The 16868-nt window shown below is 61.3% G+C and carries 17 protein-coding genes; 9 read left to right on the forward strand and 8 right to left on the reverse strand.

Annotated features, from left to right (window positions below):
* Positions 1–416 precede the first annotated feature (416 nt).
* Entirely contained in the window at positions 417–1169 is a 753-nt protein-coding gene (locus tag ACS4RR_RS10860; protein ID WP_260296558.1) for a pyridoxine 5'-phosphate synthase, read from the forward strand.
* A 223-nt stretch (positions 1170–1392) separates the two neighbouring features.
* On the opposite strand, the gene ACS4RR_RS10865 is transcribed toward ACS4RR_RS10860, so the two are convergent.
* A complete protein-coding gene (locus ACS4RR_RS10865) occupies positions 1393–2298 on the reverse strand; it encodes an SDR family oxidoreductase (RefSeq protein ID WP_260296557.1) in 906 nt (301 codons plus the stop codon).
* Positions 2299–2422: 124 nt separating this feature from the next.
* On the opposite strand from ACS4RR_RS10865, the gene ACS4RR_RS10870 reads away from it, so the two are divergent.
* Positions 2423–2839 (forward strand): winged helix-turn-helix transcriptional regulator, encoded by a 417-nt coding sequence (locus ACS4RR_RS10870; protein ID WP_260296556.1) that lies wholly within the window; start codon positions 2423–2425, stop codon positions 2837–2839.
* 11 nt (positions 2840–2850) lie between these two features.
* Here the strand turns inward: ACS4RR_RS10870 and ACS4RR_RS10875 are convergent, their stop codons facing one another.
* The 4 genes from ACS4RR_RS10875 to ACS4RR_RS10890 form a co-directional block, all read right to left on the reverse strand.
* Positions 2851–4059 carry an MFS transporter gene (locus ACS4RR_RS10875; protein ID WP_170282635.1) on the reverse strand — a complete coding sequence of 403 codons (1209 nt, stop codon included), beginning with the start codon at positions 4057–4059 and terminating at the stop codon, positions 2851–2853.
* 110 nt (positions 4060–4169) lie between these two features.
* On the reverse strand, positions 4170–4793 hold the full coding sequence (locus ACS4RR_RS10880; protein ID WP_260109027.1) for a TetR/AcrR family transcriptional regulator: 624 nt from the start codon (positions 4791–4793) through the stop codon (positions 4170–4172).
* A gap of 60 nt (positions 4794–4853) precedes the next feature.
* Positions 4854–5771, reverse strand: coding sequence for a bifunctional helix-turn-helix transcriptional regulator/GNAT family N-acetyltransferase (locus ACS4RR_RS10885; protein WP_170255031.1), 918 nt, complete (start codon positions 5769–5771; stop codon positions 4854–4856).
* Positions 5772–5999: 228 nt separating this feature from the next.
* Complete coding sequence (locus ACS4RR_RS10890) at positions 6000–6719, reverse strand: aspartate/glutamate racemase family protein (protein ID WP_260109026.1); 720 nt, start codon at positions 6717–6719, stop codon at positions 6000–6002.
* A gap of 157 nt (positions 6720–6876) precedes the next feature.
* Between ACS4RR_RS10890 and ACS4RR_RS10895 the strand changes: the two genes are divergently transcribed.
* The 5 genes from ACS4RR_RS10895 (at position 6877) to ACS4RR_RS10915 (ending at position 12895) form a co-directional block, all read left to right on the forward strand.
* Complete coding sequence (locus ACS4RR_RS10895; RefSeq protein WP_170276453.1) at positions 6877–7341, forward strand: Lrp/AsnC family transcriptional regulator; 465 nt, start codon at positions 6877–6879, stop codon at positions 7339–7341.
* A gap of 27 nt (positions 7342–7368) precedes the next feature.
* Complete coding sequence (locus ACS4RR_RS10900) at positions 7369–7914, forward strand: PH domain-containing protein (protein ID WP_260109025.1); 546 nt, start codon at positions 7369–7371, stop codon at positions 7912–7914.
* A gap of 113 nt (positions 7915–8027) precedes the next feature.
* Complete coding sequence (locus ACS4RR_RS10905; RefSeq protein ID WP_260109024.1) at positions 8028–9293, forward strand: NAD(P)/FAD-dependent oxidoreductase; 1266 nt, start codon at positions 8028–8030, stop codon at positions 9291–9293.
* Between the two features lie 440 nt (positions 9294–9733).
* Complete coding sequence (locus ACS4RR_RS10910) at positions 9734–11683, forward strand: elongation factor G (protein ID WP_260109023.1); 1950 nt, start codon at positions 9734–9736, stop codon at positions 11681–11683.
* A gap of 129 nt (positions 11684–11812) precedes the next feature.
* Positions 11813–12895: an acyltransferase family protein gene (locus tag ACS4RR_RS10915; protein ID WP_170260746.1), complete on the forward strand. Its 1083-nt coding sequence runs from the start codon at positions 11813–11815 to the stop codon at positions 12893–12895.
* Between the two features lie 44 nt (positions 12896–12939).
* Here ACS4RR_RS10915 and ACS4RR_RS10920 read toward each other — a convergent pair whose 3' ends face one another.
* Complete coding sequence (locus ACS4RR_RS10920) at positions 12940–13986, reverse strand: NAD(P)-dependent alcohol dehydrogenase (RefSeq protein WP_011652713.1); 1047 nt, start codon at positions 13984–13986, stop codon at positions 12940–12942.
* 204 nt (positions 13987–14190) lie between these two features.
* Here ACS4RR_RS10920 and ACS4RR_RS10925 point away from each other — a divergent pair, with 204 nt between their 5' ends.
* Positions 14191–15099 carry an AraC family transcriptional regulator gene (locus tag ACS4RR_RS10925; RefSeq protein ID WP_260109020.1) on the forward strand — a complete coding sequence of 303 codons (909 nt, stop codon included), beginning with the start codon at positions 14191–14193 and terminating at the stop codon, positions 15097–15099.
* A 93-nt stretch (positions 15100–15192) separates the two neighbouring features.
* Here the strand turns inward: ACS4RR_RS10925 and ACS4RR_RS10930 are convergent, their stop codons facing one another.
* Both ACS4RR_RS10930 and ACS4RR_RS10935 read right to left on the reverse strand, forming a co-directional pair.
* On the reverse strand, positions 15193–15558 hold the full coding sequence (locus tag ACS4RR_RS10930) for a DUF4087 domain-containing protein (protein ID WP_222383997.1): 366 nt from the start codon (positions 15556–15558) through the stop codon (positions 15193–15195).
* A 23-nt stretch (positions 15559–15581) separates the two neighbouring features.
* Positions 15582–16061 carry a hypothetical protein gene (locus tag ACS4RR_RS10935; protein WP_260109019.1) on the reverse strand — a complete coding sequence of 160 codons (480 nt, stop codon included), beginning with the start codon at positions 16059–16061 and terminating at the stop codon, positions 15582–15584.
* Between the two features lie 141 nt (positions 16062–16202).
* Here ACS4RR_RS10935 and ACS4RR_RS10940 point away from each other — a divergent pair, with 141 nt between their 5' ends.
* A complete protein-coding gene (locus ACS4RR_RS10940; protein WP_018074237.1) occupies positions 16203–16868 on the forward strand; it encodes a TetR/AcrR family transcriptional regulator in 666 nt (221 codons plus the stop codon).

Raw genomic sequence — 16868 nt, forward strand, 5'->3', positions numbered from 1 at the left:
GGTTTTGCCAGTTGCTTCCCATGCGCGGCGAGTGGGGTTTCCTCTAGGCGTTCTTCTCAGTGGGAAAGAAGCAGTACGCGGCGTACTCTACGCGATACGATGTCCACGTTATGCGTGAACAATCTTTTTTATAAGTGCTAAAAATAATCTCTTTTAAATGGGATAGCAACTTTACCGGCATATTTTGCCGGGTTCTTGGGTGTGTTGCACAAAAACATGTGCTGCACTGCGGGATCCCGCGGCCCTCTTCAAAGATGACGGGATTTACTGTCTGCGGTAAGCGTGCGGCAAATGCTCAGCGTAATTTCGGTGCCCATCAGCGATCGGCATCGCATCCATTTGTGAATCTCGTTGGCCATCGCGGAGCACTTGGCTTAAAAGCAGGTCTCCCATTTCCGTGACCGATGGATCTCGCCATGCCCGCCAAGCTCTCCGTGAACCTCAACGCCGTCGCCATGCTGCGCAACCGGCGCGATCTGCCCTGGCCGAGCGTCGAAGCGCTCGGGCGGATCGCACTGAAATCCGGTGCGAGCGGGCTGACGGTGCATCCGCGCCCCGACCAGCGGCACATCCGCTTCTCCGACCTGCCTGTCATCCGCAACCTGATCGACGACGAATTCCCCAAGGCCGAGTTCAATATCGAGGGTTATCCCACAGAGGAATTTTTCGAACTCTGCGCAGGCGCGGCACCCGAGCAGGTGACGCTGGTGCCTGACGATCCCGCGCAGGCGACCTCCGATCACGGCTGGGATTTCCGCAAGCACCGGGCGTTCCTGACCGATGCCGTCGCGCGGCTGAAGACGATGGGATGCCGGGTGTCGTTGTTTTCCGACGGTGACGGGGACGCACAGGCGGTTGAGATCGCCAAGGCGGTCGGCGCCGATCGGATCGAACTCTATACCGGCCCCTACGGCGGCTGCTTCGATGCACCGGAGCGGGCGGCCCCGATCCTGGAAGCGCTTGGACGGACGGCGGATGCAGCCCTCACAATCGGCCTTGCCGTCAATGCTGGTCACGATCTGACGGTCGAAAACCTGCCGGCGCTGGTCAGGCGCATTCCCCGGCTTGCCGAGGTCTCGATCGGCCATGGGCTGACCGCCGATGCGTTGGAATACGGGATGGCGGAAACGGTGCGCCGCTTCTGCCGGGCCTGCGGGCAGGCGGTTTGAGGACTCAATTTGCCCTCAGGGTGGCCACCCCCCTCTGCCCTGCCGGGCATCTCCCCCACAAGAAGGGAGATCAGCAGGAGACTGGATCATTGCTCCCTCTCTACCATATCGGAGCAGACGTGCGGTAGCCGTCTGGGGAAGCCGTCGCTCCCATCCAATCTCCCCCCTTGTAGATGCCCGGCAGGGCAGAGGGGGGCAACGCAAGCCACTGCCCGTAAATGCCTCAGTGCCCGCCAGCTCCAGCGGCCGTCAGGGCCGCCTTATGTTCAACGAAGAAATCCTTCAGCGGCTGCGGCTGTTTGCCGGTCAGCTTGGTGAAGTCTTCGGTGACGATGTCGAAATTGCCGGCGCGGGTGTTGGCGTCGGCAGAAACCAGCATGTCGGCGACAAAACCGGGGAGGCCGGCGCCGCGCATGCCTTGGCCGAGTTGTTCGTCATTGACGTCGATCACTTCGAGCGGCTTGCCGGCGACGTCGGAAACGATGGCGGCGATCTGCCGGCTATCCAGCGACTGCGTGCCGGTCACCGTATAGGTGGCGCTCTCGGATGTGCCGGAGGCAAGGGCCGCGGCGATCGCCAGGGCGCAGTCGTCACGCGAGATGGTCGAGATCTTGCCGTCGCCCGTGGCGCTGTACCATTTGCCGCCCTTCAGGTTGTGCGGCATGCCGTGCAGGTAATTGTCGTGATACCAGGCGTCGCGGATGATCGTATGGGCGACACCGCTTGCCTTGATGGCGTTTTCGCTGCCGAGATGATCGGGCGCGAAGGTGACGAGCGAATTGTCCGGCGCCGGCATCGAGGTATAGGCGATGTGCTTGACGCCTGATTTGACTGCTGCCGCGACGGCACCCTTGTGCTGGGCGAGACGCTTGCCGGGGGTGTCGAGCGCATCGGTGCTGATAATCAACAGTCGATCGACGCCGGCGAAGGCCGTCTCCAGGCTTGCCGCATCGTCGAAATCGGCCTTGCGGATAACGACGCCCTTGTTTTCCAGATCGGAAAGCTTTTCCGGCTGGCGCGTTGCCGCGACGATGTTGCCTGGAGCGACCTTGTAGGTCTCGATGAGGTGATGGATGACACGCTGGCCGAGCTGTCCGGCGGCGCCGGTGACCAGGATGGTTTCGCTCATACGTCGGGTTCCTTCTATGTTTCAGAGGCGGTCTCAAAAAGAGAGTAACACTAGAATAGGAATTGACTTCGCGGTGTAAAGGAGGCAGTTTTTCGGCTGTACGTTACTAAAAGGGAACCAGCAGATGAGTGGCGCAGTCCTCAATCTGAAGAACAGGATGCCGGGGACGCGGCGCGAGATCGATCTTGCCGGTCTTGATTTCGGCAATTGCCCGGTCAGGGACATGATGCAGCAGATCGGCGGCAAATGGTCGACGCTGCTGCTCGATGTGCTGGCGGATCGGCCTTATCGATTCGGCGAGTTGCGGCGGATGATACCCGATATTTCGCAACGCATGCTGACGCAGACGCTGCGCGACCTGCAGAGAGACGGTTACATCCACCGCGAGGTTTTCCCGACCAAGCCGCCGAGTGTGGAATATTCGATGACCGAACTCGGCCGCTCGCTGTACCAGACGCTGGCGCAACTGTTGAACTGGGCGGAAGCGAACCATGATGCCGTTCGCGCCGCCCGTTCTCAGTTCGATTCCGTCGACAAATAGGCCGGCTTCCTTTACTCGCCGCGTCCTTCCGTCAGGAACAGCAGGAAGGCCAGCGCCGGGAAGCAGAAGCCGATCCAGGCCGTCATCGTCCAGCCGCCGGTCGCATAGGCCCAGCCGCCGAGTGCTGAGCCCAGGGCGCCGCCGGCAAAGAAGGTCGCCATGAACAAGCCGTTGAGCCGGCTGCGGTGTTCCGGGTTCAGCGCATAGATGGCGCGCTGGCCGCAGACGAGATTGGTCGTTACGCCGAAATCGAGAAGGATCGCTGCTGCCGACAGGAGCAGCAAAGCGCCAAGCGAGCCATCGCCGGCGAAATGGCTGATCAGGAAGGCGGCCATGCCGAGCAGCATGGCGAGCGTCGAGGCGATCTTTGTCATGCCGCGGTCGGCAAGCCTGCCGGCGATCGGCGAGGCGACGGCGCCGGCAGCACCTGCGAGGGCGAAGAGGGCAATGCCGTTCTGCGTCAGGCCGAAGGCCGGGCTTGCAAGCAGCAGCGGCGTCGTCGTCCAGAACAGGCTGAAGGCACCGAACATGCCGGCCTGATAGAGCGCCCGGCGCTGCAGCACGCGCGAGGTGAGCGCCAGATGGCCCATAGAAGCGAGCAACTCGCCATAACGCAGTTTCGTCTTCGGCACGCGAACCGGCAGGTTGATGCGCAAGACGACGGCGAGCACGAGCATGAGCGCTGCGGTGACGTAGTAGACCACGTGCCAGGAGGAGGCCTCGGCGACGAAGCTTGCGAAGGGGCGGGCGAGCATGATGCCGCAGAGCAGGCCGCTCATGACATTGCCGACGACTTGGCCGCGCGTGGCATCCGGCGCCATGTTGGCAGCGAAAGGAACCAGGACCTGAACTGCGACAGATGAAAGACCGATAGAGAGCGAAGCGACGAGGAAGGCCGCGGGCGTCGACGACAGCGCCGCGCCGATGAGCGCGACAGCGGAGACGGCGATCAGCATCAACACCAGACGGCGGTTTTCGGTGAGATCGCCGAGCGGCACGATCAGCAGCAGGCCGAGGCCGTAGCCGATCTGCGTTAACGTGACGATCAGGCCGGTGGCGGCAGGCGTGAAGCCGAGATCGGCACTGATCGGGCCGGCCAGCGGCTGGCCGTAATAGAGATTGGCGGCCACCAGCCCGCAGGCGGCGGCGAAAAGGAAGGTTAGCCAAGGGGATAGCGCCCTGGGAATGGCCCTATCCGGCGTGGTGGCTGAAATGCTCATCAGAAACTCCGGTATTCAAAGATTGAAAGGATTGAATGCAAAAATGCTGGCTGCGGCCACCCGATCCTTGACCGAATACCGGTATTTCTCTCGTCCACGATGTGGACTGTTCAGGTCACGAGCTTCATCGCGGCCTCGGCCGCGGACAGCATCTCTTCCCTGCTGCGTCCTGTTTTGCCGATGACGCGCAGGCCCTTGGTAAAGCAGAGGAAGGCGAGGGCGGCGGCATCGGGGTCTGCCGTCTTCGGAATGCTGCCGTCTGCCTGGCCGATGCGGATGAGATCGGCCATCAGCTTTTCGTCCGCGGTAAAGGCAGTCACGACGTGGGCAGCGGCTTCCTCGTCAAGCAGGGCGAAGTCGTTGGCGCCGCCGACGACGAGACAGCCTTTGCGGCCGGCCTCGCCATAGGAGACCTCGGCATAATACATCACCATCTGGAAGACCTTCTCGCGACCGGTCTTCGCAGACGCGATCATCGCTTCCAGGCGCCGTCGGCCGAGTTTTCGATAATGGGCGAAAGAAGCCAGAAAGATGCCGCGCTTATCCTTGAATGCCTTGTAGATGCTCCCCGAAGCAAGGCCCATTGCTTCGGTCAACTCGCTGATGGAGGCGGCGTGATAGCCGCGTTCGGAAAAGACGCGGAGCGCCGCATCCAGTGCTGCTTCCATATCGAACTCGCGCGGACGGCCACGGCTGCGGGTCTTTGCTTCTGGTGTGAGATTGGCAACGGTCATAGCGCCTAATTAGGGAATGAACGTTTCCAAATCAAGTGAAATTTCTGCGACGCAGCAAATTCAGAGATCGAGCACCCAGGTCTGGCCGTTCGCTTCGGGGCCGAACATGCGATGTCTCTCCTCGGAGACAAGGCGGAATCCCGCCTTGACGTAGATGGCGCGGGCGGTCTCCAGCATATCGTTGGTCCAGAGCGAAAGCTCGCGGTAGCCCTTCTGTTTTGAGAAGCGGATGCATTCATCGACCAGCAGCTTGCCGAGACCGAGGCCGCGGGCTGATTTGTCGACATAGAGCAGGCGGAGCTTGGCGACGCCGTCGCCGCCATTGGTGATGAGCACCGAGCCGACATTGACGCCGCCGCGCTCGGCGATCCAGCAATATTCTTTGACCGGATCGAAATTGGCGAGGAATTTGCCGGCGACCTCGGCGACCAGCGCCTCGAAGCGCAGATCCCAGCCATATTCCTCGGCATAGAAGCGGCCCTGGCTCTGGACGATCCAGCCGATATCGCCGGACCGGTGAGCGCGGATGATTGCCGGCGCAGGTTTTGCCGCCGGGTCGAGCAGGGCGCGAATCGTGCACATGGCGGAGACGGCCGCCTCCGGCTCGCCGCTCGCCAGGCGGTCGAAACGGGCGGCGATCTGCGCATTGGAGCGCCGGCCGAGTTCCTCGAACGTCTCGCGTCCCTGGTCGGTGACAATGATGACCTGGCTGCGAAGATCGGCCGGATCGGGGCTGGTCTCGATCAACCCCTCGGCGCGGAAACGCTTGAGAATGCGGCTGAGATAGGCCGGGTCGAGCTGCAGGTCGCGGACAAGTGCGGCGGCGCTGACGCCATCATGCGAGCCGAGCTCGAAGAGGATGCGGGCATCGGTCAGCGTGAAGGGGGTGTCGAGATAGGCCTTGTTCAAGAGGCCGAGGAAGTTCGTATAGAACCGGTTGAAATCGCGAGCGGTTTCGATGAGCGATAGGCTAGACATGATGATCTCCAAATGGAGATCCTGGTCGAACTGCTGACGAACCGTGCTCTTCACTCGGCGTCATCCTCAGCCTTGTGCCGAGGATCTGCTGCACCGGCTGCAGATGCTCGGGACAAGCCCGAGCATGACGAAAGAGCAGTTGACCGACTTTGTCAGCGGCCCGGCAAAGATCTCCAGACGAAGATCTTGTCTGACATTTATTGGACTGAGTCAACTAATTTGACGATATCAGGCGGCTTCCTCTTCTGTTGTCTCGTCCATTCCCAGCGCGAAATCGACAGCCGCCCGCGCATGGATCGCTGTGGTGTCGAAGCCCGGCAGCGGCAAATGGTCGGGGTCGAGGATCAGGCAGATCTCGGTGCAGCCGAGGATGATGCTGTCGGCGCCGTTATCAACGGCGCGAGCGATGACATCGAACAGTTTTTGACGCGAACTGTCGAGCACCTTGCCGGCGCAGAGTTCGTTGAAGATAATATCGTGCACGGTGGTGCGGTCGCCGGCATCGGGCACCATGATGTCGAGGCCGAGGCCCTTCATCCGGTCACCGTAGAAGCCGTGCTCCATCGTGTAGCGGGTGGCAAGCAGCAGCGGGCGCTTACAGCCGCTCGCATGCAGCGATTTTGCCGTCTCGTCGATGATGTGGATCAGCGGCACGGAGATCTTGTCTGCGACCTTGTCGGCGATCAGGTGCATGGTGTTGGTGCAGATGAGGATGCAACGGGCACCGGCGATCTGCAGGCGCAGCGCCACATCGCCGAGGCGCGAGGCGGCCATATCCCAGTCGCCGGCCTTCTGGAGCGCGACGATCTCTTCGAAATTGACCGAATGCAGGATGAGTTCAGCCGAGGCGAGGCCACCCTTGCGGTCGCGCACCATCTCGTTGACGAGGCGGTAATAGACCGCCGAACTTTCGAAACTCATGCCACCGATCAGTCCGATCATTTCCATTTCTACAAGCTCCCATGCTTCTCAACTGTCGGGAATGATGCCGCGATTCCGGCGCGACGTGTTTGCGTTGTTTGTCATCTCTGTGAAATATGTGATATTATTTTGCGTGGATTTACGAGTTTATGCAAAAATTCGGCGAGAGGTTCAGTTTAGACACATGCTTGACGATCGCGATAGGCGCATTCTCGACATGCTGCAGAAGGATGCAGGCATATCCGTGACCGATCTTGCCGAGCGTGTGGCGCTTTCGGTTTCGGCCTGCTCCCGGCGCATCCAGCGGCTGGAGGAGAGTGGCCATATCGCCCGGCGCATCGTCGTGCTCGATCGGGAAAAGATGGGCGTGCCGACGACGCTCTTCGCACTGGTCAAGACGGCGCACCATTCCGATGAATGGACGGAGACCTTCCGCCGGATCATCGGCGACATCCCCGAAATCGTCGAAGCGCACCGCCTGACCGGCAACCATGATTACATCCTGAAGATCGTGCTGCCGCGCGTCGAGCATTACGACGTGATCTACAAGCAGATTGTCCGCAAACTCGAACTCTTCGACGTTTCGGCATCGATCTCGATGGAAGAGTTGAAGCATGGAACGGCGATACCCGTGGGTTATGCACGGTGAGCCGGTGTTTTTAAGAGCTGCAATCATATGGGCAATGGCAATATCAATCGTGATTTCATGCGGGGGGAAAAGCTTCTCTGGTCAGGGCGTCCCGCACAGGGATTTTTCCTGACATCACGAGATCGCCTCCTCATTCCGTTTTCGCTTCTCTGGGGCGGTTTTGCGAATGTTCTCGCATTTGCCGCCGTCATTGGGGACGGGCCGGTTTCTACGAAATTGTGGCTTAGTCTGTTTGCGCTGATGGGCCTCTACATCATCGCGGGACGTTTTTTCGTCGATGCTGCCGCGCGGGCGAGGACGGAATACATGGTAACCGACAGACGCGTCATCATTCGCAGAAGCGGGTTCTTTCGGAATTTATACACCAGCGGGCATGAACTTCTGCCCTCGATCAGCTTTGAAGAGGGCACCCGCGGCAGGGGTACGATCAAGTTCGGCGTCCGGTCCAACCGACGGATGAGCGGCTGGACGCCGGCCCTTGCCAATGAACCTCAGCTTTTGGGGATCGACAATGCACAACACGTTTACAGCATTCTGCAAAAAGCGAGGTCGGACTGCAGGCGAAGCCAATAAACCCTGCGCCGTCGACTATCGGCGGCGCAGGGCAGGCATGCCGAAACGGCAGTTGCAACCATCGCGGCGAAGGCCACATTGGCTTTGAGCGAAATGGCGCAAAGGGGTAGGTCATGAGCGATCATCATGTCGTCGTTGTCGGCGGTGGTTTCGGCGGGTTGCAGCTCGTCAACGGGTTGAAGAGTGCCGGCGTCAAGATTACGCTGGTCGACCGGCGCAATCACCATCTCTTCCAGCCGCTGCTCTATCAGGTGGCGACCACCATTCTCTCCACCTCGGAGATCGCCTGGCCGATCCGCCGCCTCTATGCCGACCGGCCTGACGTGACGGTGCTGCTCGGAGAGGTCACCGACGTGGACAGCGGTGCGAAGACGGTTTCCTTACGCAACGGCATGACTCTTGGTTACGATACGCTGGTGCTGGCGACCGGGGCGACGCATGCCTATTTCGGCCATGACGAATGGGAGCCGGTGGCGCCCGGCCTGAAGACGCTGGAGGATGCGACGACGATCCGCCGGCGCGTGCTGCTCGCCTTCGAGCGAGCGGAGATGGAGAGCGATCCCGCTGCACGCGACGCGCTGCTGACCTTCACCATCGTCGGGGCCGGGCCGACCGGCGTCGAGTTGGCCGGCATCATTGCCGAGCTCGCGCATTTCACGTTGCCCAAGGAGTTCCGCAACATCGACACGCGCAAGACCCGCGTCGTGCTGGTCGAGGCCGGCCCGCGGGTGCTGCCGACCTTCGCCGAGGAGCTTTCGGCCTATGCGCAGAAGGCGCTGGAAAAACTCGGGGTCGAGATCCATCTCGGCAAGCCGGTGACCGAGTGCAACGCCCACGGCGTGAAGATCGGCGAGACCTTCGTTGCCAGCCGGACGATCGTCTGGGCAGCCGGCGTCACCGCCTCGCCGGCGGCGCAATGGCTTGGCGTGCCGGCCGACCGGGCAGGGCGCGTCATCGTCGAAAAGGATCTGAGCGCGCCGGGCCTGCCCGATGTCTTCGTCGTCGGCGATACCGCATCGGTCATGCGCGAGGACGGCAAGCCGGTGCCGGGCATTGCGCCTGCCGCCAAGCAGCAGGGCGGTTACGTCGCCAAGGTGATCCGCGCCCGCCTGTCCGGCAAACCGGCGCCGGCGCCTTTCCGCTATTGGCATCAGGGCAGCCTGGCGACGATCGGCAAGAGTGCGGCGATTATCGATTTCGGCCGGATCAAGCTGAAGGGCTGGATCGCCTGGTGGATCTGGGGACTTGCTCATATCTACTTCCTGATCGGCACTCGCTCGCGCTTCTCCGTCGCCTGGAGCTGGCTGTGGATCTATCTGAGCGGCCAGCACAGCGCGCGGCTGATTACACAGCGGGAGACGATGCGGGAGGAGGGGTAAACTCTCTTTCGGGTCATGTTGGGGACAGCAGGAGAGGGCATGCCGCGGGGGCACCCCCCTCTGTCCTGCCAGGCCTGGGGTCGAGACGCGTGGCTCGACCCGTCCTTCGAACCCCCCACAGGTGGGGAGATCACAAGTGGCATGACCTTCCTGCATCTTGAATGTAAAGCCGAGCTGAATCGCTGATTGTTTGGGAAGCCGTTTGCGCGCAGTCAAGAGGGGGGCGGCCACGGCACGCCGGTCCAGGAAACCAGCCACGCGTGAACGTCATACGCCCAAGCTTGACATATCTCCCGACACGCCTCTACCATTCCGCCCGCGTCCTCCGAAGAACACCGGGGGTTCTGCATCCAGCCGTCGCCATCACCAGGTAGAGGTTCCAATGCGCCGATTCACTTCTCACGAAAATCACATTCGAAATTCTGAGAAGTTGGTGGTTCATGCGCACTTTGAATCTGGGCATCCTCGCCCACGTGGATGCAGGCAAGACTAGCCTTACCGAAAGACTGCTTTTTGACGCCGGCGTCATCGACAAGCTCGGCAGCGTTGATATCGGCAATACACAGACGGACACTCTCGAGCTCGAACGGCAACGCGGCATCACGATCAGGACCGCGGCGGTGTCGTTCACGGTCGGCGACAGGATTGTCAATCTCATCGACACGCCCGGTCACCCGGATTTCATCGCCGAGGTCGAGCGGGTGCTCGGGTTGCTGGATGCCGCGGTCGTCGTCGTTTCGGCGGTCGAAGGCGTGCAGGCCCAGACGCGGGTGCTGGTGCGGGCGTTGCGGCGGCTTGGCGTTCCCTTCATCTTCTTCGTCAACAAGGTCGATCGTCTCGGCGCCCAATATGAGGACGTGCTGAAGGCTCTTGCCAGCCAATTGCTCGTTCGCCCCATCGCCATGTCTTCCGTCATCGATGCCGGCAGCAGGCTTGCCAGAGTGGAGGCGTTGGCCCCCGGATGCGAACCGCTTTTCACGCCGCTCTGCGAAGCACTCGCGGAGAATGACGAGGCGCTGCTGGACGACTACGTCTTGGCGCCCGATCGCCTGACGGCGGATAGGCTTGGACGCTGCCTGGCCGATCAGGTCGCGAGCGGTCTGGTGCATCCTGTCTTCGCAGGTGCGGCAACGACTGGCGTCGGCGTGCCGGCCCTGACATCGGCCATCGCGACGATATTGCCCGGCCGGCGCCTCGATCCGGACGGGCCGATTGCCGGAAAAATCTTCAAGATCGAACGCGGTTGGGGTGGTGAAAAGCTGGCCTATATGTATCTGACGTCGGGCACGGTCCGGCTCCGGCAACATCTGGATTTGCCCAAAGGCCCGGAAAGAGTGACCGCGATCGAGGTTTTCGAGGCTGGCCGGGTTCATGGCGCCGCAAGCTTCCGCGCCGGGCAGATCGCGCGCATCAGCGGCCTTGCCGGCGCCCGTATCGGGGATGCAGTGGGCGGCGACCTGCTCGCGGGTGGGCGGCCGCAGTTTGCCCCGCCCAGCCTCGAAACCCGCGTCCTTGCCCGGCGGCCCTCCGACAAGGCGGCCCTCTGGCTGGCGCTGAACCAGATGGCGGAGCAGGACCCGTTGATCAATCTGCGCCGGAACGATGATGCCGACGAAATCTTCGTATCGCTCTATGGCGAGGTGCAGAAGGAGGTCGTCCAATCGACCCTGCTGACGGATTTCGGTCTCGAGGCTGGGTTCGAGGAAAGCACCGTCATCTTAGTGGAAAGGCTTGCAGGAACCGGGCAAAGCCTGCAGGTCCTCTTCAAGGAGCCCAATCCCTTCCTGGCAACCGTCGGCCTGCGCGTCGAGCCGCGCCCTCCCGGGGCGGGCAACAGCTTCGCGCTCGAAGTGGATGTCGGCCAGATGCCTGTAGCCTTCTATCGAGCGGTCGAGGAGACCGTGTTCGAAACCCTGAAGCAGGGGATTTTCGGCTGGCAGGTTATTGATTGCCACGTGGCGATGACGGCAGCTCGGCACAGCTCGCCTGTAAGCACCGCCGCCGATTTCCGGCAACTCACGCCTTGGGTGCTGGCAGATGCACTGTCGGCCGCGCAAACCGTCCTATGCGAACCGATCGACCGCTTTCATCTCGAAGCGCCCGCGGAGAGCTTGAGCGGTGTGCTCACTTTGCTTGCGAAATCGGCAGCGGCGATGATGGATTCGGCGATCGCCGATGGCGTCGCCCGGCTCGAGGGCACCGTGGCGTCTCAGGTGATCCAAAGCGTTCAGCAGCAATTGCCGGGCCTGACAAGCGGGGCCGGAACCATGGAAACCTCTTTCGATCACTACGCCCCGGTTGCCGGCCAGCCGCGCTTGCGTGAGCGCTCCGGCCCCGATCCGTTTAACGGTGCCGAATATTTGCTGCGTCTGCGGGGTGTCCCCATTTGAGTACAGCCCTGATCTGGAGGTGGTTCGGCGGTGTATAGTGAGCGTTGATGCACGGTTATTCCCTCGCCAAATGTCTTCGCATCGAATAATGGTAGCTCGCGGGCTTGGAATAGAGCGTGAGATTTTTGCATGACAAGTGACGTAGCAGCTGAGGGAAAGCATCGTTTCTGGATGCTCGATCTGTTGCGTGGGGCATCTGCAATACTTGTACTCGTTTATCATTCCAGCAACGCGTTTCCCGTTGCTTATGCCGCTGTCGATCTTTTCTTCATGTTAAGCGGCTTCGTTTTGGCGGAAAGATACGGCGAGAGCCTGCTACAGGCGGGCGGCCGCCGAGACTTCATCAATCACCGCATTGCCCGACTGTATCCCGTCTACTTCGCCTGCACATTGCTGGGCGCTGTTTCGGTTTTCCCATTGATTGGCCATCTCGAAAACTGGAGCATCAACACTTTTGCCGTTTCCTCCGTTACCAGCCTGCTCATGCTTCCGGCGCCGTCTGACACCGTCCTCGGCATTCTGCCCTTGAACGGACCGGCATGGTCGTTGTTTTTTGAAGTCGTGGCCAACGTGGTCTTTCTTGTTACTGCGGCGCGTCTCCGAGTGGCTGTTTTCATCGTCGCGCTGTCAGCGCCAGCATTCGTCCTTGCTTTATGGCACTTTCGGTACCCGCCGGGCTCCGTCTGGGGCGATATTCTCGGAGGCTTTCCACGGGTGCTGGTATCTTTTTACGGCGGCGTACTTATCAGTCATCTTTGGCGACGAGGCTTCCGCATCAGGCTTGCCGCCTCGGCCAGTTTGATTCTGGTGGCCGCGCTCACGGCGCTTTATTCGGGGTTCATCCTCACCGAGAGGAAATACTATCTGCTTCTGATATTTATCGCTCACCCCATGATCATCTGGTTCGGCTTGGGGCTGGCAAGAAACGCGCGGCTCGGACGCTTCGCCACCTGGATGGGTGAAATTTCCTACCCGCTCTACCTCGCGCACGTACCGCTACTGATCTTGCTCGCAACGTTCGGAGTGGGTGATTGTTTTGCTCTGCGCAATTATCTCGGGCTCGGAAATACCTCGTGGGGTGGCGAATGCAGCCGAGACGCTCTTTCCTTGGCCGTGTTCCTCTTGCCGTTGTCATTATTGGCGGCGCACCTCATCGCCATCTGGATCCAGTCGCCTGGCCGTAGGTTTTGGCTTCGCTGGAGGCCGATCTAGTCGCCTGTCCGGCGGCGGCTCCCGAAGGAGTCGCCGCCCATTCTTCAAGCCGCCAGCGAGGCGATGTCGATGACGAAGCGGTAGCGGACGTCGCTTTTCAGGACGCGTTCATAGGCTTCGTTGACCTGCTGGATGTTGATCTTCTCGATCTCGGAGACGATGTTGTGCTCGCCGCAGAAGTCGAGCATTTCCTGGGTTTCCTTGATCGAACCGATCATCGAGCCTGATATGCTCTTGCGGCCGGGGATGATCGAGAAGGCATGCACGGGGATCGGGTTTTCCGGGGCGCCGACCACCACGAAGGAACCATCCACCTTCAGCAGGCCGAGATAGGCATTCCAGTCGATCTCGGCGCTGACGGTGCAGATGATCAAGTCGAAAGTCCCGGCGAGCTTCGTGAATGTTTCCGGGTCGTTGGTGGCGTAATATTCCTTGGCGCCGAGCTTCAGCCCATCTTCCTTCTTGGAAAGGCTCTGGGAGAGAACGGTGATATCGGCGCCCATGGCGGCGCCGAGCTTGACGCCCATGTGGCCGAGGCCGCCCATGCCGACGATCGCAACCTTCTTGCCGGGGCCGGCATTCCAGTGGCGCAGCGGCGAGTAGAGCGTGATGCCGGCGCAGAGCAGCGGCGCGGAGGCATCGAGGGGCAGATTGTCCGGAATGGACATGACATAGCCTTCCCGAACGACGATCGAGTCGGAATAGCCGCCCTGGGTGCGTGTCTTCCGGTCGGCTTCGAAGTCATTGTAGGTGCCGGCGAGCCCCGGCATATACTGTTCCCGATCAAGGTCGCGCTCGGCGCAGCCGATGCAGGAATCGACGAAGCAGCCGACGCCGACGCGATCGCCGACCTTGAATTTGGTCACATCGGAACCGACGGCCGAGACGATGCCGGCGATCTCATGGCCCGGCACGATCGGATAGACGGCGTTCTTCCATTCGTTGCGGACAGTGTGGATGTCCGAGTGGCAGATGCCGGCAAACTTGATGTCGATAACGACGTCGTCGGGGTTCGGGTTGCGGCGTTCGAAGGTGAAAGGGGTCAGCGGCTTGGAAGCGTCGGTCGCGGCGTAGCCTCTTGCAATAGGCATGGGAACCATCCTTTTCGATTGTGGTGGGGGTTGAAAGAGATGGTGGACTATTGCCCGGAACGGCGGCAGAGAGTTAGAGCGATCCTCTCAGCTTTTTGCACGATCCTGCAAAAGTGAGGCGCCGGCCTGTTTGTGAAATGGCCAAGGCACTCTAGATAAGAGCGGTATCGCCGGCGTCAGACAATTGACAGAAAGAGTTGCCGCATGACTTTGCCCTTCAGCCCCTATCAGGAAATTGTCGATATCGCGATGCGCTTCGCGGCTGGTGACGGCGAGTTTGCGACTGATATCGGCAATCTTCACATCAGCCGTCGGTCCAAGCCCAGCGATCCGCTGCACAGCAGCTACCGGCCCTGTTTTGCCTTTGTCCTGCAGGGCGCCAAGAGCTTGCGCCTCGGCACGGAACTTATCAGCTACGGGACTGGCGACTATCTGCTGACCTCGCTCGACCTGCCGGTCGCCTGGCGCGTCACGGAGGCAAGCCCTGAGGTTCCGCATGTCTGCCTGGGGTTGGCAATCGACTCGGAAAAACTGCTGGAATTGCTCAGCCGGATCGATATTCCGCGCCCAGCCGCCGATACTGACGGACAGCGCGGGATGGCGGTGAACGTCGCTCCACCGGAGCTCCTGGATGCTGCCGTCCGCTTGCTGCGCTTGCTCGATCGTCCAGGCGACATTCCTGCCATGGCGCCGCTGATCGAGCAGGAAATCCTCTACCGGGTGCTGACCGGGCCGGATGGCGCGCGGCTGATCAATATTGCCACTGCAGACAGCCACAGCAACAGGGTCGCGCGCGCCGTCGCATGGCTGAAGGAGAATTTCGCGCGGCCACTGCGCATCGAAGACCTTGCCGACCGCGTCAGCATGAGCGTGTCGTCCTTCCATCATCACTTTAAATCGGTCACGGCGATGACGCCGGTGCAGTATCAGAAGCAGCTTCGCCTGCACGAGGCACGCCGGCTGATGCTCGTGGAGCGCCTCGATGCGGGCACGGCCGGCCACCGCGTCGGATATCAAAGCCCGTCGCAGTTCAGCCGTGAATACAGCCGCCTCTACGGCGCCTCGCCAGCTCGCGATGTCGACGGCGCCCGCGACGTCATGGCGGCGGAATAGAGGCCGCGCGCGGCGGCAGGACCCCAAGACGTTCCGTCACTTTGAAACGGCGCATACCCGAAAACCGTATCCGGCTTTCGGGTGAGGCGCTGGTTAGCCGGGGAATTTCAGGGCCCTGTCGGCACGGCATTTGGCGAGCTTTAGCTGGCGGAAGGAGAGGATGCGCGTGATGCGGTCCTTGCCATCCGTTTCCACACTCACGCAGGCGCAGGCGTAGCCGTAAGTACCGTTGGTTCTGACATAATCATGTTCGGAGATGTCGGGGATCAGCTCCATGCCTTCGACCTCGCCGGCATCGTCGCCCTGGGTCATGATCGTCCAGGTGTTCTCCGCGTCCTCCAGCCACCAGTTGGCGGGCGTCGGATTCTCGATCCAGCCGCAGCGGGTCTCGGCGGCCCGCGCATTGGCTGCGACGACAAGAGCTGCAATCATGACCGCGGCGGCTATTTGGTATTTCATCGGCTTTTCCTCATCGCCGGATTTTAATTGTTGATCGCGATGATCGCCCAATGGCTCGCCTCGCAGCTGTTGTCCTCACAGACCGCGCCCATCCAGACGGCGCCGCCGGCCAGCATGACGCCGTCGCTATTGACGAAGAGATCCTCGTATTGCTGGCGCCCGACGGCGCGGCGCGTTCCCGGCGTCACGAGATCGTCGAAATTGTCGATGAAATCCTCAGCGTTCTCGACATCGTAGGTCTCGCCGTTGGCCTTGATCGTCAGCGGGTATTCGGCAAGGCCGGCGATGGTCTCGGCGTCGCCTGAGCGCATCGCCTTGACAAGCTGGCGCAGCGGCCGGTCGAAGCCCGCGGCATCGCCGTGCAGTTCCTCGATGCGGTTATAGACGTCGCTGTTGGACTGCGCGAAAGCGCCTGAGCCGCCAAGGAGAATTGCTCCGAGTAGGAGAAGAGCTGCAGACAGGCGTGACATCGAAGCCTCCGGGCAAATGGTATAGCGCGACATTATGCGATCGCCGAGGATTCGCGCCTATCCAATTCTGGTGTTTCATCGCGGTTTCCCCTATTAAAAAAATCAATCAGGACTTCTTGACGAGCTGATCGGTTTATCGCATAAACCTCACGAACCGTACTGTACGGTACGTATATGGGAGCCATGATCGTGTCCGTCGATACCGCAGAGCCGAGCGAATTTTCGCCGCGCCAGAACGCCGTTCTGGAGCAGGCGTTGCAGTTGCTCGTCGATGGCGGCGAGAAGGCGCTGACGACTTCGGGTGTGGCGCGCGCCGCCAATTGTTCGAAGGAAAGCCTCTATAAATGGTTCGGTGATCGCGACGGGCTGCTGTCTGCGATGATCGCCTACCAGGCGAGCAAGGTGCGCACCTTCGAGCGCAACGGCGAGCGGCTGACGGCGGCGAGCCTGCACGACCATGTCGTCATTTTTGCGCGTGACTTGCTGGAAGTGCTCGCCGGCGACGTCTCGCTGGCGCTGAACCGGCTGGCGATCGGCCAGTCGAACCGCGACGGCTCGAAACTCGGCAAGCTGCTGCTCGAGCGCGGCCGCCGCCAGATCGACCGGCGCGCCATGGCGCTGATCGATGCCGGGAAGCGGGCGGGGCTCCTGCGTTTTTCCGATGCCGACGAGGCTTATCACACGCTTTACGGCCTTGTTGTTTCCGACCTGCATGTGCGCATGCTGCTCGGCGAACCGGGCCTCAAGGATACCGCGCGCCAGGCGGAGAGGGCGGTGACCGCCTTCCTCAGGCTCTATGGCACGGACAAGGTTCTGGCGGAGATGCCGGTTCTCGGCTGA

This window comes from Rhizobium zaerense (assembly GCF_051810725.1).
GTDB classification, from domain to species: Bacteria; Pseudomonadota; Alphaproteobacteria; order Rhizobiales; family Rhizobiaceae; genus Rhizobium; species Rhizobium leguminosarum_I.